This is a genomic window from Lentzea sp. NPDC037011 (genome assembly GCF_055607425.1).
Genome location: NZ_JBVJRT010000010.1, coordinates 180,531 through 199,375, shown reverse-complemented (window position 1 = coordinate 199,375; position 18,845 = coordinate 180,531). Strand labels below are relative to the sequence as shown.

Annotated in this window: 22 protein-coding genes and 1 pseudogene; 1 reads left to right on the top strand and 22 read right to left on the bottom strand. The window is 70.1% G+C overall.

Annotated features, from left to right (window positions below; all coding sequences use genetic code 11):
* Window positions 1–7: 7 nt before the first annotated feature.
* The 5 genes from ACZ7CH_RS29365 to rpsB all read right to left on the bottom strand — a co-directional run bounded on the left by ACZ7CH_RS29365 (window position 8) and on the right by rpsB (window position 4,127).
* Window positions 8–862 carry a phosphatidate cytidylyltransferase gene (locus tag ACZ7CH_RS29365; protein WP_360390946.1) on the bottom strand — a complete coding sequence of 285 codons (855 nt, stop codon included), beginning with the start codon at window positions 860–862 and terminating at the stop codon, window positions 8–10.
* Window positions 863–929: 67 nt separating this feature from the next.
* The gene (gene frr / locus ACZ7CH_RS29360; RefSeq protein WP_360390948.1) at window positions 930–1,487 is read right to left on the bottom strand and encodes a ribosome recycling factor; all 558 of its coding nucleotides are present in this window, start codon (window positions 1,485–1,487) and stop codon (window positions 930–932) included.
* A gap of 61 nt (window positions 1,488–1,548) precedes the next feature.
* Complete coding sequence (pyrH, locus tag ACZ7CH_RS29355; protein WP_458434326.1) at window positions 1,549–2,259, bottom strand: UMP kinase; 711 nt, start codon at window positions 2,257–2,259, stop codon at window positions 1,549–1,551.
* Window positions 2,260–2,377: 118 nt separating this feature from the next.
* Entirely contained in the window at window positions 2,378–3,193 is an 816-nt protein-coding gene (gene tsf / locus ACZ7CH_RS29350) for a translation elongation factor Ts (protein ID WP_360390954.1), read from the bottom strand.
* A gap of 70 nt (window positions 3,194–3,263) precedes the next feature.
* Window positions 3,264–4,127 carry a 30S ribosomal protein S2 gene (rpsB, locus tag ACZ7CH_RS29345; RefSeq protein ID WP_360390957.1) on the bottom strand — a complete coding sequence of 288 codons (864 nt, stop codon included), beginning with the start codon at window positions 4,125–4,127 and terminating at the stop codon, window positions 3,264–3,266.
* 368 nt (window positions 4,128–4,495) lie between these two features.
* Here rpsB and ACZ7CH_RS29340 point away from each other — a divergent pair, with 368 nt between their 5' ends.
* The gene (locus tag ACZ7CH_RS29340) at window positions 4,496–4,972 is read left to right on the top strand and encodes a M23 family metallopeptidase (protein ID WP_470375426.1); all 477 of its coding nucleotides are present in this window, start codon (window positions 4,496–4,498) and stop codon (window positions 4,970–4,972) included.
* 559 nt (window positions 4,973–5,531) lie between these two features.
* On the opposite strand, the gene ACZ7CH_RS29335 is transcribed toward ACZ7CH_RS29340, so the two are convergent.
* From ACZ7CH_RS29335 to ACZ7CH_RS29255, 17 genes and pseudogenes are all read right to left on the bottom strand, one after another.
* Window positions 5,532–6,539, bottom strand: coding sequence for a FliA/WhiG family RNA polymerase sigma factor (locus ACZ7CH_RS29335; protein WP_458430616.1), 1,008 nt, complete (start codon window positions 6,537–6,539; stop codon window positions 5,532–5,534).
* Window positions 6,514–7,491, bottom strand: coding sequence for a tyrosine recombinase XerC (locus ACZ7CH_RS29330; protein WP_470375425.1), 978 nt, complete (start codon window positions 7,489–7,491; stop codon window positions 6,514–6,516). The genes ACZ7CH_RS29335 and ACZ7CH_RS29330 overlap by 26 nt, the downstream gene beginning before the upstream one ends.
* Before the next feature lie 304 nt (window positions 7,492–7,795).
* Window positions 7,796–8,944 (bottom strand): DNA-processing protein DprA, encoded by a 1,149-nt coding sequence (gene dprA / locus ACZ7CH_RS29325; RefSeq protein ID WP_470375424.1) that lies wholly within the window; start codon window positions 8,942–8,944, stop codon window positions 7,796–7,798.
* Window positions 8,941–9,108 carry a hypothetical protein gene (locus ACZ7CH_RS29320; protein ID WP_470375423.1) on the bottom strand — a complete coding sequence of 56 codons (168 nt, stop codon included), beginning with the start codon at window positions 9,106–9,108 and terminating at the stop codon, window positions 8,941–8,943. The genes dprA and ACZ7CH_RS29320 overlap by 4 nt, the downstream gene beginning before the upstream one ends.
* Window positions 9,109–9,863: 755 nt before the next feature.
* On the bottom strand, window positions 9,864–11,378 hold the full coding sequence (locus ACZ7CH_RS29315) for a YifB family Mg chelatase-like AAA ATPase (protein ID WP_360390972.1): 1,515 nt from the start codon (window positions 11,376–11,378) through the stop codon (window positions 9,864–9,866).
* A gap of 1 nt (window position 11,379) precedes the next feature.
* Entirely contained in the window at window positions 11,380–11,757 is a 378-nt protein-coding gene (locus tag ACZ7CH_RS29310) for a YraN family protein (RefSeq protein ID WP_360390974.1), read from the bottom strand.
* A 151-nt stretch (window positions 11,758–11,908) separates the two neighbouring features.
* Complete coding sequence (locus tag ACZ7CH_RS29305) at window positions 11,909–12,232, bottom strand: DUF2469 domain-containing protein (protein ID WP_030468024.1); 324 nt, start codon at window positions 12,230–12,232, stop codon at window positions 11,909–11,911.
* Window positions 12,232–13,023, bottom strand: coding sequence for a ribonuclease HII (locus ACZ7CH_RS29300; RefSeq protein WP_360390977.1), 792 nt, complete (start codon window positions 13,021–13,023; stop codon window positions 12,232–12,234). Before ACZ7CH_RS29300 ends, ACZ7CH_RS29305 begins: the two co-directional genes overlap by 1 nt.
* Complete coding sequence (lepB, locus tag ACZ7CH_RS29295) at window positions 13,020–13,886, bottom strand: signal peptidase I (protein WP_360390980.1); 867 nt, start codon at window positions 13,884–13,886, stop codon at window positions 13,020–13,022. Before lepB (ACZ7CH_RS29295) ends, ACZ7CH_RS29300 begins: the two co-directional genes overlap by 4 nt.
* 16 nt (window positions 13,887–13,902) lie before the next feature.
* Window positions 13,903–14,634: pseudogene (lepB, locus tag ACZ7CH_RS29290) on the bottom strand (signal peptidase I); the annotation flags it as partial.
* Between the two features lie 3 nt (window positions 14,635–14,637).
* Entirely contained in the window at window positions 14,638–14,997 is a 360-nt protein-coding gene (gene rplS / locus ACZ7CH_RS29285; RefSeq protein WP_360390982.1) for a 50S ribosomal protein L19, read from the bottom strand.
* Between the two features lie 153 nt (window positions 14,998–15,150).
* Window positions 15,151–15,897, bottom strand: coding sequence for a tRNA (guanosine(37)-N1)-methyltransferase TrmD (trmD, locus tag ACZ7CH_RS29280; protein ID WP_470375422.1), 747 nt, complete (start codon window positions 15,895–15,897; stop codon window positions 15,151–15,153).
* Entirely contained in the window at window positions 15,887–16,402 is a 516-nt protein-coding gene (gene rimM, locus ACZ7CH_RS29275; protein ID WP_360390988.1) for a ribosome maturation factor RimM, read from the bottom strand. Before rimM ends, trmD begins: the two co-directional genes overlap by 11 nt.
* A 17-nt stretch (window positions 16,403–16,419) precedes the next feature.
* Window positions 16,420–16,659 (bottom strand): RNA-binding protein, encoded by a 240-nt coding sequence (locus tag ACZ7CH_RS29270; RefSeq protein WP_030468017.1) that lies wholly within the window; start codon window positions 16,657–16,659, stop codon window positions 16,420–16,422.
* Window positions 16,656–17,099 (bottom strand): 30S ribosomal protein S16, encoded by a 444-nt coding sequence (gene rpsP, locus ACZ7CH_RS29265; protein ID WP_360390990.1) that lies wholly within the window; start codon window positions 17,097–17,099, stop codon window positions 16,656–16,658. Before rpsP ends, ACZ7CH_RS29270 begins: the two co-directional genes overlap by 4 nt.
* Before the next feature lie 126 nt (window positions 17,100–17,225).
* Window positions 17,226–17,957 carry a LamB/YcsF family protein gene (locus tag ACZ7CH_RS29260; protein WP_470375421.1) on the bottom strand — a complete coding sequence of 244 codons (732 nt, stop codon included), beginning with the start codon at window positions 17,955–17,957 and terminating at the stop codon, window positions 17,226–17,228.
* On the bottom strand, window positions 17,957–18,727 hold the full coding sequence (locus ACZ7CH_RS29255; RefSeq protein WP_360390996.1) for a type II CAAX endopeptidase family protein: 771 nt from the start codon (window positions 18,725–18,727) through the stop codon (window positions 17,957–17,959). Before ACZ7CH_RS29255 ends, ACZ7CH_RS29260 begins: the two co-directional genes overlap by 1 nt.
* Between the last annotated feature and the right edge of the window lie 118 nt (window positions 18,728–18,845).

Genomic DNA, 18,845 nt, shown 5'->3' with positions numbered 1-18,845 from the left:
TGGGGCGTCACTGCACGAACAGATGCAGCAGCAGCCAGGAGGCGACGGCGGACGGCAGCAGCGAGTCCATCCGGTCCATGATGCCGCCGTGGCCGGGCAGCAGCGTGCCCATGTCCTTGATGCCGAGGTCGCGCTTGATCAGCGACTCGACCAGGTCGCCCGCCGTGGACGTGACGACGATCGCGGCACCGAACAGCGCGCCGTGCCACCACTGGCCGTCCAGCAGCGTGGTGACGGTGATCGCGCCACCGACCACGCCGGCGACCAGTGAACCGGCGAAGCCCTCCCAGGACTTCTTCGGGCTGATCGTCGGCGCCATCGGGTGCTTGCCGAGGAACACACCGGCCGCGTACCCGCCCACGTCGGACAGCACCACGCCGATGATGAACGCGAACGCGCGGCCCGCACCGTCGTCGGGGACGACGAGCATGGCCGCGAACGCCGCGAACAGCGGCACGTAGACGACGGTGAACACCGACGCGCTCAGGTCGCGCAGGTAACCGTCGGAACCGCCGCGGAACCGCCAGAACATGCAGACCAGCACGGTGACCACGAGCGTGGTCATCATGCCGTCGCGGCCCAGCGGCCAGGACAGCCAGATGATCGCCTGGCCGCCGATGAGAGCGGGCCACAGGGCGACGTTGATGCCGCCCTTCTTGAAGGCGTTCGCGAGCTCCCACGTCGACACCGCCGCGGCGGCCGCGACGATGCCGATGAAGGTCTCCTTGACGGTCAGCAGCGACGCGATGATCACCGCGCCGAGGCCGACGCCGACCAGGACCGCCGACCTCAGGTCACGTCCCGCCCGCGACGGCTTCGACGCGGGCACGTCCGCGGGACCGCCTGCCACCTGTGCTCCCATCACGACCTCCGCCCGGCCAGGGCAATCACGCCTGCCGCGACTCGGCCGGGCGAACCATCAGGGGGAATCAGACTTCGAGGAGCTCGGCTTCCTTGTGCTTCACGAGCTCGTCGACCTGCGCGGTGTACTTGTGGGTCAGAGCGTCGAGCTCCTTCTCACCACGTGCGCCGTCGTCCTCGCCGACCTCGCCGTCCTTGACGAGCTTGTCGATCTCTTCCTTCGCCTTGCGGCGGACACCGCGGACGGAGACGCGCGCGTCCTCGCCCTTCTGCTTGGCGACCTTCACCATGTCCCGGCGGCGCTCCTCGGAGAGCTGCGGGATGACGATGCGGATGACGGTGCCGTCGTTGCTCGGGTTGACGCCCAGGTCGGAGTCCCGGATCGCCTTCTCGATCGCGTTCAGCTGGCTCGCGTCGTACGGCTTGACGACCGCCATGCGCGCCTCGGGGACCGAGATGCTGGCCATCTGGTTCAGCGGCGTCATCGAGCCGTAGTAGTCGATGTTGATGCGGTTGAACATCGAGGGAGTCGCTCGACCGGTCCGCACGGAGGCGAGGTTCTCCTTCGCCACCGAAACCGCCTTCTCCATCTTCTCCTCGGCGTCGAGGAGGGTCTCGTCGATCACGACTGCTCCTTGCTCTGCGTGTTCGTGCCCTTGTCCCGGTCCAGGTCTGATCCCACCAGGTCTAGAAGGCGGGCCGGCCACCGGGGGTGTTGACCAGGGTGCCGATCTTCTCACCACGGACCGCGCGCGCGATGTTCCCCTCGGTGAGGAGGTTGAAGACGAGGATCGGCATGTTGTTGTCCATGCAGAGGCTGAACGCCGTGGCGTCGGCGACGTTGAGGCCGCGCTCCAGCACCTCGCGGTGGGTGATGTTGTCGAACATCAGCGCGTCCGGGTCGATCTTGGGGTCGGCCGTGTAGACGCCGTCGACGGCCTTGGCCATCAGCACGATCTCGCAGCCGATCTCCAGCGCGCGCTGGGCGGCGGTGGTGTCGGTGGAGAAGTACGGCAGACCCGCGCCGCCACCGAAGATCACGACGCGGCCCTTGTCCAGGTGACGCATCGCGCGGCGGGGGATGTAGGACTCGGCGACCTGCGTCATCTGGATGGAGGTCTGCACGCGGGTGTCGATGCCGTGCTCGCGCTCGAGGAAGTCCTGCAGCGCCAGGCAGTTCATGACCGTGCCGAGCATGCCCATGTAGTCGGCGCGCGAGCGGTCCATGCCGCGCTGCTGCAGCTCCGCGCCGCGGAAGAAGTTGCCACCACCGATGACGACGGCCACCTGCACGCCGGACCGGACGACCGCAGCGATCTGCCGGGCGACTGTCTGGACGACATCGGGATCGACCCCGACGCCACCACCGCCGAACATCTCGCCACCGAGCTTGAGCATCACCCGGTTGTAGCCGTGGCTACCTTCTTCGCTCACAGGTCAGTCCTCCTCAGCGCCATTGGTCAGGACATAGCAAGGGCGGGGTCGCCGTCTTCTCGCAACCCCGCCCTCACCGTGATCAGCTCTGGCCGACCTCGAACCGAGCGAAACGGGTGACCGTCACGCCGGCCTCGTCCAGCAGGGCCTTGACCGTCTTCTTGCTGTCCGTCACGGAAGCCTGCTCCAGGAGCACGACGTCCTTGAAGAAGCCGTTGACGCGACCCTCGACGATCTTGGGGAGCGCGCCCTCGGGCTTGCCCTCCTCGCGAGCGGTCTCCTCGGCGATGCGGCGCTCGTTGGCGACCAGGTCTTCGGGGACCTCGTCACGGGTGACGAACTTCGGGCGCATCGCGGCGATCTGCATCGCGGCACCCTTGGCGGCCTCGGCGTTGTCGCCGGTGTACTCGACCAGGACGCCCACGGCGGGCGGCAGGTCGGCGGCGCGCTTGTGCAGGTAGGTCGAGACGGCACCGTCGAAGTCGACGGCCTTGGCCAGCTCGAGCTTCTCGCCGATCTTGGCGGAGAACTCCTGGACCAGCGCGTCCACGGTCTTGCCGTCGACCTCGACGGCCTTGAGGGCCTCGACGTCCGCGACCTTGTTGGCCTTGGCGATCGCGACGATCTCGTCCGCCAGCGCGATGAAGTCGGCGTTCTTGGCGACGAAGTCCGTCTCGCAGCGCAGCTCGACCATGGCACCGTCCTTGACGGCGACGAGGCCGTTGGACGTGGTGCGCTCGGCGCGCTTGCCGACGTCCTTGGCGCCCTTGATGCGCAGGATCTCGACGGCCTTCTCGAAGTCGCCGTCAGCCTCGTCCAGGGCCTTCTTGCAGTCCATCATGCCGGCGGCGGTGAGCTCGCGGAGCTTCTTGACGTCCGCGGTGGTGTAGTTCGCCATCGTTTTCCTTCTGCGATGTACGCGCTTGAGTCACGCGGCGCCCGCTGGTGTGCGGGCGCCGCGTGGGAGATCAGGACTGGACGGGCTGCTCTGCCGCGGCCGGGGCCTCGGCGGAGGTGCTGGCCTCGGCAGAAGTGCTGGCCTCGGCGGAGGTGTTGGTGAGGAGCTCCTGCTCCCACTCCGCCAGCGGCTCGTCGACGGCGACCTCGGGCTTGTCCTGGCCCTCGGCGGCGTCGCGACGGGCACCGGAGCGCTGCATGAGACCGGCGGCGGCGGCCTCGGCCACGACCTTGGTCAGCAGGGCGGCGGAACGGATCGCGTCGTCGTTGCCCGGAATCGGGTAGTCGACCTCGTCCGGGTCGCAGTTCGTGTCGAGGATCGCCACGATCGGGATGTTCAGCTTGCGAGCCTCACCGACCGCGATGTGCTCCTTCTTGGTGTCCACGATCCACACGGCGCTGGGCACCTTGGACATGTCGCGGATACCGCCGAGCGTGCGCTCCAGCTTGTCCTTCTCGCGGTTCATCATCAGGATTTCCTTCTTGGTGAAACCCTGGAAACCGCCGGTCTGCTCCATCGACTCGAGCTCCTTGAGGCGCTGGAGCCTCTTGTGGACCGTCGAGAAGTTGGTGAGCATGCCGCCCAGCCAGCGCTGGTTCACGTAGGGCATGCCGACGCGGAGCGCCTCGTTGGCGATGGCCTCCTGCGCCTGCTTCTTGGTGCCGATGAACAGGATCGACCCGCCGTGCGCGACCGTCTCCTTGACGAACTCGAAAGCCCGGTCGATGTAGGTCAGCGTCTGCTGCAGGTCGATGATGTAGATGCCGTTGCGCTCGGTGAAGATGTAGCGCTTCATCTTCGGGTTCCAGCGGCGGGTCTGGTGCCCGAAGTGCACGCCGCTGTCGAGCAGCTGCTTCATGGTTACGACGGCCATGGCCGGTTCGCACCTCATCTGTCGGACGCGCCAGGTCTCACCTTGCGCGTCGGTTCGGTTGACGCCTCCGGCCGGGGTGGCCGTCGGCCCTGGTGCCGTAGCCGTCGCCCGCACCCGCGGAGCATCTCTGCACCGCCAGGACCGTCGGACGTCGTGACTCGACCCAGCTAGCGACAGCAGGTCGGATCTGCGTTGGCACGCGAAGTCGTCCCGCACAGACGGGACGCGCCCGACAGTCTACGCCCCACCCCCGACAAACCTCCAATCGGCAGGTAGCCGGAGGGAGCACTTGTCCACAACCCCCGAGTTGTCCACAGTTCCCAGCTCGCCGGTGGTCCCCGGGACATCCCCTACCCGAAGCTGTCCCCATGCTCCTCCCCACCACCCTGCTCCTGGCGACCCTCCTGACCCCGGCCACCACGCGCTACTCGTGGCCCCTGCCCCCGCCGCACCCCGTGGTGCGCGCGTTCACCGCCCCCGCCACACCGTTCGGCCCCGGCCACCGCGGCGTCGACCTGGCCGCCTCCGCCGGCACACCGGTGCTGGCAGCCGCCGACGGCACCGTCGCCTACGCGGGCGCGGTCGCCGCCAGAACCCTGGTCTCGCTCCAGCACCGCGGCCCCCTGCGCACGACCTACGAACCGATCACGCCCGCGGTCACCGCCGGCAGCACCGTTCGCCGCGGCGAGGTGATCGGCCACCTCCAGCCCGGCCACTGCCCGGCCGCGTGCCTGCACTGGGGCGCCCGCCGCGGCCACGACTACGTCGACCCGCTCCGCCTGCTCTCCTCCGGCCGCGTCCGCCTGCTCCCCACACCCCCGCCGTCCACGGCCCGCAGCCCGTGATCCGCAGCCCGTGACCCGCCCTCCGCTCACCGCCCGCACGGGCCGCTCGCGCACCCCGATTTCACTGCGCAACCGATCGCCACTCGATCGAGTGAATTGCCCCAGACACCCCTCCGGGAGGCCCGATTCACCCTCGTTTCCGAGCCCCACTCACCTCTTCGAGACCTCAAGCCGCCCCTTCGTAGCGCACTCCGACACGACAGGGGGACCACGACTCGGGCACGTTCCGGGCGCGAGGTGGTGAGCCATGGCCCCGATCGGGCGGCGGGTGCGCAGCACGAACCACAGCTCGGTCCGACAGTCCCTGGTGGACCAGCCTGTCCACCAGCCCCGGCCCACCCTGTCCGCAACCCCAGCTCCTCCAGCCCGGTCCAGCGGCTTCGGGTCTACGAGCCTGAGGCCCACCAGCCTCAGTCCACCAGCTCGGTCAGGCGGCCTCAGGCCACCACCCACCCCAGTCGATCAACCGTGGCCCAGCGGTCATGTTCCGGCGGCGAGACCACAGGCGCGTGTCAACGGCAGCCCGGTACGGACCAGGTTGCGACGGAAAGGAGGCGGTCTAGGCCTCAGACTGCTCGTTGAGCTTCGTGCGCAGGCGCAGGACGGCGCGGGTGTGCAGCTGGCAGACGCGGGACTCGGTCACGCCGAGGACCTTGCCGATCTCGGCGAGCGTCAGGTTCTCGAAGTAGTACAGGGTGACGACCACGCGGTCGCGTTCGGCGAGCTGGGCGATGGCGTCGGCGAGCTGCCGGCGGCTGTCCTGGTCGACGAGGCTCGCGACCGGGTCCTCCGCGGCGTCGTCGGGCAGCGACTCGGCGAGCGAGGAGCCGCCCTTGTTCGGCGCGATCAGCTCGTCGAGGGCGACGACGCTGGTGAGCTGCAGCTGGCCGTAGAGCTCGCGCAGTTCGGCCAGCCCGATCTTGAGCTCTGCGGCGAGCTCGCGGTCGGTGGGCGTGCGCTGGAGCTTGGCGCCGAGGCGTTCGAGGGCGCGTTCGACATCGCGGGCGCGGCTGCGGACCGAGCGCGGCACCCAGTCCTGCGAGCGCAGGTCGTCGAGGATCGCACCGCGGATGCGCTGCATGGCGTAGGTCTCGAACTTGAGGCCGCGTTCCGGCTCGAACTTCTCGATGGCGTCGACGAGGCCGAAGATGCCGGACTGGATCAGGTCGGCCACGTCCACGTGCGCGGGCAGGCCGGTTCCGACGCGACCGGCGACGTACTTGACCAGCGGCGCGTAGTGCAGGACGAGGCGGTCGCGCTCGTTCTGGTCGCGCGACCCGCCGTAGCTGCGCCACAGCGCGACGATGCCGGCCTCGACGTCGTCACCGGACCGCACGTCCGCGCGCGTCACCGCGGTCGGAGCGGCCACAGGCGTGCCGTTGACGTGCGTGTCCGCACCGGGTTCTGGGGCCGACCCGGTGCTCACCTCGGTGCGCGGCGCGCCGTTCTGACGGTGACCGTTGCTCGCCTGCTTGGTGGCGGTTGCGGGCACGATGGGTTCAGGGGGCACGGTCGCCGTACGCGATCCTCCCCCTGCGGCGTCAGGAACGGGGGTGGGTTCGGTCATGGATCGCCTTCAGCCGTTCGACAGTGACGTGTGTGTAAAGCTGAGTCGTTGCGAGCGTAGCGTGACCGAGCAGTTCTTGGACGGTGCGCAGGTCCGCTCCTCCTTCCAGCAAATGGGTCGCAGCGGAGTGGCGCAACCCGTGCGGCCCGATGTCCGGTGCGTCCGGCACCACGGCGACGACCTCGTGCACCAGTTGGCGAACGGCCCGCTGGTTGAGCCTGCCGCCGCGGGCGCCGAGGAACAGCGCCGGCGGTGAATCGGCTGCTACCAGGGCATTCCGGCCTTGGTCGAGCCAACGCCGCAATGCTCGCTCGGCCGGAACGCCGAACGGTGCGGTGCGCTCGCGTCCACCTTTGCCAAGAACTCGAATCACCCTTAGGGAGTAGTCGACGTCGTCGAGGTCAAGCCCGCAGAGTTCAGCCACGCGGACACCTGTGGCGTACAGCAACTCCACCACGGCCTGATCACGCAGCGCAACCGGATCGCCCTCGGAAGCGCCAGAGGATACGGCCTCCATCGCGTCCTTCGCCTGATCCGCCCGCAACACCGCCGGCAACGTGCGGTGCGGCCGCGGCGCGGCGAGCCGCGGACCGGGGTCCGCGGCGAGGTGCCCGGCCCGGTGCGCCCAGGCCGTGAACGTCCGCGCCGCCGCCGCACGCCGCGCGAGGGTCGTGCGACTCGACCCTTCCGCGCGTTGAGCAGCCAGCCACGACCGCAGCCCGATCAGGTCGATCCGGCCCACGTCGGCGTTCTCCGGGGTGTCCCCCGCGACGTGTCCGAGCAGCGCGACGACATCTCCCATGTACGCGCGCACCGTGTGCGGCGAGAGATCACGCTCCAACGTGAGGTGCCGTTCGTACTGCCGCAACGCCTCCGCGACGTTGGTCGGCAGTTTTTCGCGCAGGCGAACGAGATCGACACGGCGTGTCCGACCATGCGGCGGCGGGGACATAGGCCAAGACGCTGCGCCAGTCGGGGCGTTTGGTCAAGTCTCGCCACACCCCCACGCCGTCTGGGAGCGCTCTCATGATCGTTCAGCCGGTAACGTTCCCACTCCCCGTGACGACAATCGGCACAACAACGGCCACGGATCACCTTTCGGAGTAGCGCTCACGGTTAGCACGACCACCCAATCAGCCGAAGGTCCACCTCCTTCCCCCTCGACGTGGAATGAAGTCCCAGCACCAGAACCGCCGACAGATTTGCTTTGACTCCACAATGGACATATGAGAAGCGCAGGTCATAAGGTCACCTGATCACCGTGGCACCTCCACCCGCCGCCAGCCGCCGTCGGCCTGCAGCGCCAACCCGGCCAGCTCCAGCTCGGGCAACAACGCCCGCACCCGTTCCAACGCCACCCCGGACTCGACCGACGCGACCTCGGCACTGACCGCGCTGCGCTTCCCGAGCGCCTCGTACACGCGCATCGCCTCGCCCTGCGGTGCGCCGATCTCGCTCTGCTTCTGCGCGGGCTGGGTGGCGAGATCGTCCCCGAACCGCCCCACCGACTCCACGACCTCCGCAACGGAACTGACCGGTTCCGCCTGCCGGTCCCTGAGCAGCTCGTGGCACCCGGCAGAGCTCGCGGACGTCACCGGCCCCGGCACGGCCATGAGCACCCGCCCCAACGCCACCGTGATCGCCGCCGTGTTCTTGGCCCCGCTGCGCCGCCCCGCCTCGACCACGACGGTCCCGACCCCCAAGGCCGCGATGAGCCGGTTGCGCGTCAGGAACCGGTGCCGCGCCGGCGTCACCCCCGGCGGGTACTCGCTGATCACCAGTCCTTCCTTCGCGATCTTCCCGAGCAACCCCTGGTGCCCGGCCGGGTAGGCGATGTCCACCCCGCAGGCCAGCACCGCGACCGTCACCCCGCCACCGCCGAGCGCACCCCGGTGAGCCGCACCGTCGATCCCGTACGCCGCACCGGAAACAACGGTCACCCCGGCCTGCGCCAGCCCGTACCCGAACTCGGCGGCAACGTGCTCGCCGTACCCGCTGGCAGCCCGCGACCCGACGACGGCCACCGCTTTCTCGGTGACCTCCCCCAGGTCGTACGGCCCCCGAACCCACAACGCCAACGGCTCACCACCACACCGCAACCGCCGCGCGTGCCCCAACGTCAACGCGATGAACGGCCACCCCGGCCACTCCGCGTCCTCGGGCACCACCAACCGCCCACCCCGCCCAGCGATGCGCTCGAGGTCTTCATGCGCCCGCTCCTCGGCCCTGCGCGCGGACGTCTGGCTGACCACCGACGGCGAAACTTCGCCGCTTCGCACCAACCGCGCCGCCTCCACCGGCCCCACCTCCGACACCAGCCCGGCCAGCGCCCCGGCATGCGGTTCAGCAACACGCGAGAGGTATGCCCTGGCAAGACGAACGTCGTCGGGCGCGGTGCCGCTCACTGGAACCACCACCAGGGAAGCCACCGCTGCCAGGGATGTGGCCACCACGGCGGACTGGTGGCAGGAGTCCGGCCGCGGACCACCGAGGGCAGCCAGTGGGAGGGCAGGCCTGCGGTCGGCGAGGCGGCGACGGCCAGGGCGGGCGAGGCGGAGAACAGGTTCACGGTCGGACTCCTGTCTGAGGTGTCTGAGGTGGGTGGGTTGATCGGTTCGGGAGGGGACGGGCTGAGGAGAGCTGGAGGCGCGTGGGCGGCGTTGTGGGGGAGGGAGCGGGACGCCCGCCGGGGAGGGCGGGCGTCCCGCTTGTGGGGCCGGACGCAGAGCCGGGGCTCGAACGCTCTGCGTCCGGCTGTTTGGGGGTCGTGCGGTTTCGGAGGGGCGGGGGTGGGGCCGGGCGCGGAGTGGGAGTGGGCTCCGCGCCCGGCGGTCTGGTGGTGGCGGAAAGCGGCGGAAGGTGGGCGGCGGCTAGCGCCCGGTCCGGTCGGGGCGGGTCGAACGGGGCGGGTCGAACGGGGCGGGTCGAACGGGGTAGTTCGGGCCGGGGATGTGTCGGGCCTGGGCGGCGGGTGAGCCCGGTCGGGCTGGGTCGAGGAGGGACTGGGTCGAGGAGGGACTGGGCCGGGCGGGACTTGGCCGGGCGGGACTCGGCCGGCGGGCGGGCAGGACTGGGCGGGCGGGACTGAGCTGATTGAGCTAGGCGGATCAGGACAGAGGGCTTGGGCCTGCAGGACGCCGCCTTGGGCTTGGCGGACGCCGTCGAGGGGATCGGTAGGCGCTGCCTTGGCTTCGGCGGGCACCGCCCTCGGTGTGGCGGCGGTGGCCGCGATGGGGCGGGCGGTGGCGCTGGGGCTGGTGCCCGCGCTGGCGAGGGTGGGTTGGGGGTGGGTAGGTGGGTGGGTAGGCGGGGGTTGAGGGTGGGTTAGGAGCGGTCGCGGAAGGAGAGGGCTGCGGCCACGTGGTCGGAGGTCGGGCGGGCGGACTCGGAGAGGTCGGCGAGGGTCCAGGCGACGCGGAGGCAGCGGTCGGCGCCGCGGCCGGTCAGGGCGCCGGTGGCCAGGGCGCGGTCCAGGAGGGCGGTCACGGGGCGTGGGAGGGCGAACTCGCGGCGGAGGGAGGGGCCGGGGACGTCGGCGTTGGTCTGCCAGGGGTGGCCGTGGGCGGACCAGCGGGCGGCGGCTCGGGTGCGGGCGGCGAGGACGCGGGCTCGCACTGTGGCGGTGGGTTCGGGTGGGGTGGCGTCGGCGTTCGACATCGCGGTCATCGGGCGCATGCGGACGCGCAGGTCGACGCGGTCGAGCAGGGGGCCGGAGAGGCGCGACCGGTAGCGGCGGCGCACGGCCGGGGTGCAGCAGCAGTCGATCTCCTTCGGCGGGGCGCAGGGGCAGGGGTTCGTGGCGAGCACCAGCTGGAAGCGGGCCGGGTAGCGGGCGGTGCCGTCGCGGCGGGCGATGCGGATCTCGCCGTCCTCCAGGGCGGTGCGCAGGGACTCGATGGCCTTCTGGCCCCATTCGCAGGCCTCGTCGAGGAACAGGACGCCGCGGTGCGCGCGGGAGGCGGCGCCGGGTTTCGCCAGGCCGCTGCCGCCGCCGACCAGGGCGGCGATGGAGGTCGTGTGGTGCAGCGTCACGAACGGCGGGCTGGACACCAGCGGCGCGTTGCTCGACAGCACGCCCGCCACCGAGTGGACGGCGGTGACGGCCAGCGCGTCCTGGCGGCTCAGGGGTGGCAGCAGGCCGGCGAGGCGTTCGGCGAGCATCGTCTTGCCGGTGCCCGGCGGGCCGGTCAGCAGCAGGTGGTGGGCGCCCGCGGCGGCGACCTCCAGGGCCCAGCGCGCCTCGGGCTGGCCCACGACGTCGGTCAGGTCGGGGACCTGCGGCGGTGGCGGGTCGGCCAGCTCGGGGACGGGTGCCAGCGCCGGGACGTCGCCGCGCAGCCACGTGAGCACCTCGCCCAGCGTCTGCGCGCCGTGCACCTCCACGCCGTCGACCAGGGCGGCCTCCGGCAGCGCGTCCACCGGCACCACGGCGGTGCGCAGGCCGGCGCGGCGGGCGGCCAGCAGGGCGGGCAGGACGCCGCGGACCGCGCGGACCCGGCCGTCGAGCGCCAGCTCGCCCAGCAGCACGGTGCTGCCGAGGCGGTCGGGCGGGACCGAGCCGGCGGCCGACAGGGTGGCGCAGGCGATCGCGAGGTCGTAGCTGCTGCCGCCCTTCGGCAGCGCCGCCGGGGACAGGCCCAGCACGATGCGCTGCTTGGGCCACTCCTCCCGCGTGTTGCGGACGGCGGCCTTCACCCGCTCCTTGGACTCGTGCAACGCGGCGTCGGGCAGCCCGAGCAGGTGGGTGCGCGGCTGGCCGACCCCCACGTCCGCCTCGATCTCGACCACGAGGCCGTCGACGCCGTACAGCGACACCGACCACGCCTGCGCGAGGCCCACGTCAGGCCCCTCGCAGGTGCTGCACCTGCGGTTCGCCGCCCGGTGGCCAGAGCACCGAGATCAGGTCCACCCGCACGGGGCACCACCCGACCTGGTGCGCGCCGAGCCAGCGCAGCGCTGTGCGCCGCAAGCGGCTCAGCTTGCGTTCGTCGACCGCCTCGTCCGGACGCCCCCAGGCCGGCGCCGTGCGCGTCTTGACCTCGACGACCACCAACTGGCCGCTGTCGACCGCGACGACGTCGAGCTCTCCGTCGCGGCACGTCCAGTTCCTCGACAGGACCACCAGGCCCTGCTGCTCCAGGTACCTGCACGCCAGATCCTCACCCCTGCGGGCCAGGTCCTGCTGCGGCCGCCTGCGGACCAGTACCGGTGCTTCCATCGCCTTCGCCTCCCTGCGGGTCGTTGGGTACGACCTTGCAGGGTGGGGCGGGGCGGGTGGTGGGGCCGAGGGGAATCTGTGGACAACTCGGTGGCTGTGGACAAGTCGGCCGTTGTGGATCTTGAAACGGCGGAGTTGTCGGTGGGGTGTGCTACGTGGGGAACGGCCCGCTCTCCGGCAGGCGCAGGTCCGGCTTGTCCAGCTCCTCCACGTTCACGTCCTTGAAAGTGATGACACGAACGTTCTTGACGAACCTCGCGGGCCGGTACATGTCCCACACCCACGCGTCCGACATGCGCACCTCGAAGTACACCTCGCCGTCGGCGTTGCGCACCTGCACGTCCACCGAGTTGGCCAGGTAGAACCGCCGTTCGGTCTCCACGACGAACGAGAACTGGCTGACGATGTCGCGGTACTCCTTGTACAGCGACAACTCCATCTCGGTCTCGTACTTCTCGAGATCCTCTGCACTCATTACGCCTCCGCGCGGTTCATCTGCTCCGCGCCCTCCCTCGTCGCGAGCTCCCCGATGTTCTCCGGGGAAGCCCCATTCTGGACCACGGCCGTCGCGGCCATGCTGCGCGCCACCCTGTGCGGCGCGGCGAGACCGTGCTTCTGTGCCGCGGCGGCCACGTTCACCCATGACCAGCGGTGCTCCGCGCACGGCCCGTGCTCCATCAACGCAGCCGTGTGCTCGGCCGTGCAGTAGCCCTTGTGCACGTTGAACGCGTACTCCGGACACCGCTCGTGCAGCTCGGCCATGATGCGGTCCCGCGTGACCTTGGCCAGCACCGATGCCGCCGCCACGCACGCTGCCGCCTGGTCGCCCTTGATCACCGCGACGCTCGGCGCGGGCATCCCCGGCACCTTGAAACCGTCGGTGAGCACGTACCCGGGCTGCGTCGACAGCTGCGCCACGGCCCGGCGCATGCCCTCGATGTTCATGACGTGGATGCCGAACGCGTCGATCTCGGCCGGCGACACCACGACGACGGAGTGATCCAAAGCACGCTTGCGCACCAGGTCGTACATCCGGTCGCGCGCCGCCGCGGTCATGAGCTTCGAGTCGTTCAGGCCCTCGAACCGCGCCGCGTCACCCGGCCGCAGCACGCACGCCGCGATCACCAACGGTCCCGCGCACGACCCGCGCCCCGCCTCGTCGACACCGGCGACCGGACCGAGGCCACGGCGTTCCAGCGTGCTCTGCAGCGCCCAGTTCCCCGACGAGCCGCGTACGACCGCACGGGGCGGCATCAGCATCGTCATCGGCGGAATCGGTCCCGCAGTCGGCGTCCGAGCAACAGAAGCGGCCACGCGGCGACGATACCCAGGCCCATCGGGACGGTTTCCTGCCATCCCGGCGCACCCATCGACACGACCTGCGGGTTGTGGTCCGACACGCCCTGCCACCGCGACGGGGGCAGCACGATCACGCGCGCCTTGCCGATCACGTCGTCCACCGGGACCAGGCCGTTCAGGCCACCCTGCCCCTGGCAGCGCGAGTCGCACGAGTGGTTGCGGTTGTCGCCGAGCACGAACAGCTTGCCCTCGGGGATCTTGAGCTCCTCGAACGACTCCTGCACCGCCTCGGTGCCCTCGTCGAAGTGCTTGTACGGCTCGTCGAGCGGTTTGCCGTCCACGAGCACCCGGTTCTGCTCGTCGCAGCACTTCACCGTCTGCCCGCCCACGGCGATCACGCGCTTGACGAAGTCCTCCTCGTTGGCCGACGGCAGGCCGACCAGCGACCCGAGCCACGACAGGCCCTCCGAGACCGGGTTGCCCGGCTCGTCGACGAGGAAGTCGTTCTGCCAGGCAGGCGGCCCGCGGAACACGATCACGTCGCCGGGCGCGGGCTCGCTGAAGCGGTAGGTGACCTTGTCGACGAGCACCCGGTCGCCGTAGCAGTCGGTGCACCCGTGCAGCGTCGTCTCCATCGACTCCGACGGGATCATGTAGACGCGGCCGAGGAAGACCTGGATGCCGATCGCGAGACCGAACGCGACCAGGATGAGAACCGGCAGTTCCTTCCAGAAGTTGCCCTTTTTCTTCTTCTTCTTCGAGGTTTCGCCCGAAGCGTCCGAAGTCGGCTCGTCACTGGACGGCGTGTGCTCTGGATCGACGTCAACCACGAGATCAGCCTAGGGGCTGAGGGTTGTGGTCGGACACCGCACGCCACCGTTCTTTCGGGAAAACGACGTACCGCGCCTTGCCGATGACGTTCTCGACGGGCACTGTGCCCGCTACGCCCCCGCCGCCCTGTTTGCGCGAATCGGTGGAGTTCATGCGGTTGTCGCCCATTACGAACAGGCGCCCATCCGGAACTCGTATCGGCGCGAACGGTTCGTGGTCGGCCGGCGACGTGCCCGCCTGCCAATGCACATAGGGCTCATCGAGCGGTTTGCCGTCGACCACCACGCGGTGCTGCGCGTCGCAGCACTCCACGGTCTGACCAGGCAACGCGATGACGCGCTTGACGAAGTCGCGTTCGTTCGCGGGCGCGATGCCCACCAGCGAACCGACGTTGCGCACAGCGCGCGCGATCGGGTTCGTCGACGGCGGGGCGCCGCGGAAGTCGTTCGTCCCCCACGCCTCGGGGCCGCGGAACACGATCACCTCGCCCGGCTCGATGTCGCTGAACCGGTAGGTGAGCTTGTCGACCAGCACGCGGTCGTTCTCGCACCCGGAGCAGCCGTGCAGCGTGCGTTCCATCGACGCCGAGGGGATCACGTAGACCCGCGCCACGAACGCCTGGATCAGCACTGTCAGCACGACCGCCGTCACGACGACGTGGAGAACATCCCTCCAGACAAGAGCACGCCCCCGCCCCGGTTCATCCGGTGCGGAGGCGTCCTCGAAGTCTTCTGGGCCTGAAGCCACCGATCAGGAGACCGGACGGGCCTCGCGCTTCTCCTTGATCTTGGCGGCCTTGCCGCGCAGCTCGCGCAGGTAGTACAGCTTGGCGCGACGCACGTCACCGCGGGTGACGACCTCGATCTCCGAGATGTTCGGGGAGTGCACCGGGAAGGTGCGCTCGACACCGACGCCGAAGGAGACCTTGCGGACGGTGAAGGTCTCGCGGATGCCGCCGCCCTGGCGACGGATCACGACGCCCTGGAAGACCTGGACGCGCTCGCGCTGGCCTTCGATGACGCGGACGTGGACCTTCAGCGTGTCGCCGGCGCGGAAGGCCGGGACGTCGGAGCGCAGCGACTGGGCGTCAAGTGCGTCCAGGATGTTCATCGGTGGTCCTCACGTGTGTCTGTGAACTCCCCAGAGCATGTTCCATGGCTGTGCACGACATGATGGGGGTCGGCTTGGTGCGCACGCCGATGTGACACCGGCTGCGGCAACTGGTCCAGTGTGCCAGACCAGGCACTCCGGGACGAAATCGGGCTACTCCCCGCCCTCGCGCAGGCGTGCGAGCAGGGCCCGGTCGTGCTTGTCGAACGCGTCCGCCGGCAACGCCTCCAGCAGGTCAGGACGCCTTTCGAGGGTCCTGGCGAGCGATTGGTCACGCCGCCAGCGGTTGATCAGCCGGTGGTTGCCGGAGCGCAGCACGTCCGGTACCGCCAGCTCGCGCCACACCTCGGGCCGCGTGTAGCTCGGGCCCTCCAGCAGGCCGTCCTGGAACGAGTCCTCGGCGTGCGACTTCGGGTTGCCGAGCACGCCGGGCAGCAGCCGTGCGACCGCTTCCACGATCGCGAGCACCGCCACCTCACCGCCCACCAGCACGTAGTCCCCGATGGACACCTCATCGACGCGCACGCGCCGTGCGGCGTCATCGACGACACGCTGGTCGATGCCTTCGTAACGGCCGCACGCGAACACGAGGTGCGATTCGCCCGCGTACTCGTGGGCGAGCGCCTGCGTGAACGGGCGTCCGGCCGGCGTCGGGACGATGAGGCGCGTGGAGTCCGTGCACACGTCATCGAGCGCGTGGCCCCAGATGTCCGGCTTCATGACCATGCCGGGCCCACCGCCGTACGGGCTGTCGTCGACAGCCTTGTGCACGTCCTGGGTCCAGTCGCGCAGGTCGTGCACGCCGACGCTGATCAGGCCCTTGTCGATCGCCTTCCCGAGCAACGCGGCACGCAGCGGCGCCAGGTACTCCGGGAAGATCGTGACGACGTCAATCTGCATCGAGCAGGCCCTCTGGCGGGTCGATCACGACACGGCCACCGCGCACGTCCACGGTCGGCACGATCTCGCGCACGAACGGGATCAGCGCCTCACCGCTGTCGCGGAGCACGACGAGCAGCTCACCGCCGGGTCCGTGCAGGACCTCCTTGACCGTGCCGAGCTTCGTGCCGTCGACGAGCTCCGCCGCGAGCCCTTCGAGCTCGTGGTCGTAGAACTCGTCGGGGTCGTCGTTCGGCGGCAGGTCGTCGGTGCTGCCCAGCAGCAACGTGCCGCGCAACGCCTCGGCGACGTCGCGGGTGACGACCTCGGCGAAACGCACGAGCAGCCGCCCGGCATGAGGCCGGGCGGCTGACACGGTGAGGCTTCGGGACGTGCCGTCACGCAGCTTGGCCTGGAGCGTGGCTCCGAGCGCGAACCGCAGTTCGGGTGAATCAGTGCGCACGTCAACGGCGAGCTCGCCGGTGATCCCGTGCGCCTTGGCCACACGGCCGACAACGACGTCCATTTGCCCTTGAAGTTCGTTCAGCGGTCGGTGTCGACGACGTCGACCCGCACACCACGACCGCCGATGCCGGCCATCACGGTGCGCAGAGCCGTCGCGGTGCGACCGCCGCGACCGATCACCTTGCCGAGGTCGTCCGGGTGGACGTGGACCTCGAGGGTGCGGCCGCGGCGGGTCGTGACGAGGTTCACCCGGACGTCGTCCGGGTGGTCGACGATGCCGCGAACGAGGTGTTCGAGGGCGTCAGCCAACAAACTCACGCCTCGTCCTTGGTGGCCTCGGCGTCAGCCTTGGGGGCCTCGTCGGCCTTCTTGGCCTTCTTCGCCTTCGGCGTGGTGGCCTCGGTCATCGGCTCCTCGTTCGCGGCGGCGAGCGCGGCGGCGAACAGGTCGGCCTTCGACGGCTTCGGCTCCTTGACCTTCAGGGTGCCCTCGGTGCCCGGCAGGCCCTTGAACTTCTGCCAGTCACCGGTGATCTCCAGCAGGCGCTGGACCGACTCGGTCGGCTGCGCGCCGACACCCAGCCAGTACTGCGCACGCTCGGAGTCGACCGCGATGAACGACGGCTCTTCCTTCGGGTGGTACTTGCCGATCGTCTCGATCGCCTTGCCGTCGCGGCGGGTGCGCGCGTCGGCGACCACGATGCGGTAGTACGGCTGGCGGATCTTGCCGAGACGCTGAAGCTTGATCTTGACGGCCACGGGCCTGGTACTCCTCGAACTCTGTGTTGGTGGTTCGCACAGCCGCGGCCCGGGCAGAGGGGCCGACCGCGGCGGACAGCGGTCAATTGTGCCAGAGGGGAGCCGCCGAACCCGAATCGGGGCGGTCTAGGCGAACGCGGCGACCGTTCCCAGCGCCTCTCGCACCGCCTGCGCGTGGTGCACGGCACCCGGCGTGTCGCCGTGCACGCACAACGACTCGGCCCGAGTCTTGAGCACCGTGCCGTCGACGGCGACGATCTCGCCGTCGAGCAGGCGCTTGGCCCGTTCCACGACCTGTTCGGTGTCCGTGAGCAGGGCGTTCGGCTCCGAGCGCGGCACCAGCGTGCCCTGCGGGGTGTAGCCGCGGTCGGCGAAGGCTTCCTGCACCGCGCGCAGGCCGGCGGCCTCGGCCTTCGCCAGCAGCTGCGAGCCCGGGAGGCCGAGGACGGGCAGGTCCTTGAACGCCTTGATGCCGTCGACCACGGCTTGCGCCTGCTTCTCGTGGTGCACCGTCGCGTTGTAGAGCGCGCCGTGCGGCTTCACGTAGACCACCTCGGTGCCCGCCGCTCGCGCGCACGCGTCGAGCGCGCCGATCTGGTAGAGCACCTCGTCGGCCAGCTCGGCCGGGTCGGCGTCGATGAACCTGCGGCCGAAGCCCGCGAGGTCGCGGTAGGACACCTGGGCGCCGACCCGGACGCCGTTGCGCGCGGCCTGCTCGCACACCCGGCGCATGGTCGACGGGTCGCCCGCGTGGAAGCCGCAGGCGACGTTCGCGCTGGTGATGACGCCCAGCAGCGCCGTGTCGTCGCCCAGCTGCCAGATGCCGAAGCCCTCGCCGAGGTCGCTGTTGAGGTCCATCAGATGACACCGACCGAGAGCAGCAGGAGGGACAGACCGGGGAGGAAGTTGTTCATCACGTGCGCAACGATGCTCGCCCCGAGCCTGCGGGTGATCAACCGGGCCACCCCGATCGGGATGGCGATCACCAGCAGCAGCCACGTCCGTTGCGGCTCCAGGTGGCTGACCGCGAAGATCACGGTGGTCAGCACGAACGCGGCCCACCGGCTCCACCCCTGGCGCTCGACGGCACCCCACAGCAGCCCGCGGAAGATGATCTCCTCGCAGATCGGCCCGATGAAGCTCATGTAGAGGAACATCGTGATCGCGGCCGCGAGCGGCAGGTTCGCCTGGCTGAAGAGCTCGGCGATGGCGCTGGTCGCGTTGCCCTCGCCGACGATCTTGGCCCACGCGGTGGCGGCGACGTAGGTGAGGACGAAACCGGCGACACCGATCTTCAGGCCGATCGCCACGTCCTCTTTCGTCATGCTCAGCCTGAGGTCGACCACGGGCCCGTTGCCGCGCACGTAGGTGATCACCACGGCCAGGGTGGCGGCGAGCAGGATCGGCACCAGCGACCCGATCAGCACCAGCGACGTCGAGTTCTCCAGGGTCGCGCCGACGCTGCTGCCGACCGCGGTGATGAACACGGCCGACAGGATGAAGACGGCCTCCACCAGGAGGAACGCACCGAAACCCCAGCGCTGGCCGACCCGCTCCGGCTCCGGGTTGCGGCTGACGTCGCGCACGCTCTGGAGGAAGGTGCGCTTGGGGGACTCCTGCTCGTTCACGCTCTGCAATTTAGTCACGCCGCGGCTGCCAGCGGCTGTACTGCGTGCGGCGTGGTGTGTGGCGTGGTGTGTGGCGCACTCATCGGCTCACCTCGCGATCGACGGCTGCTGAGACACC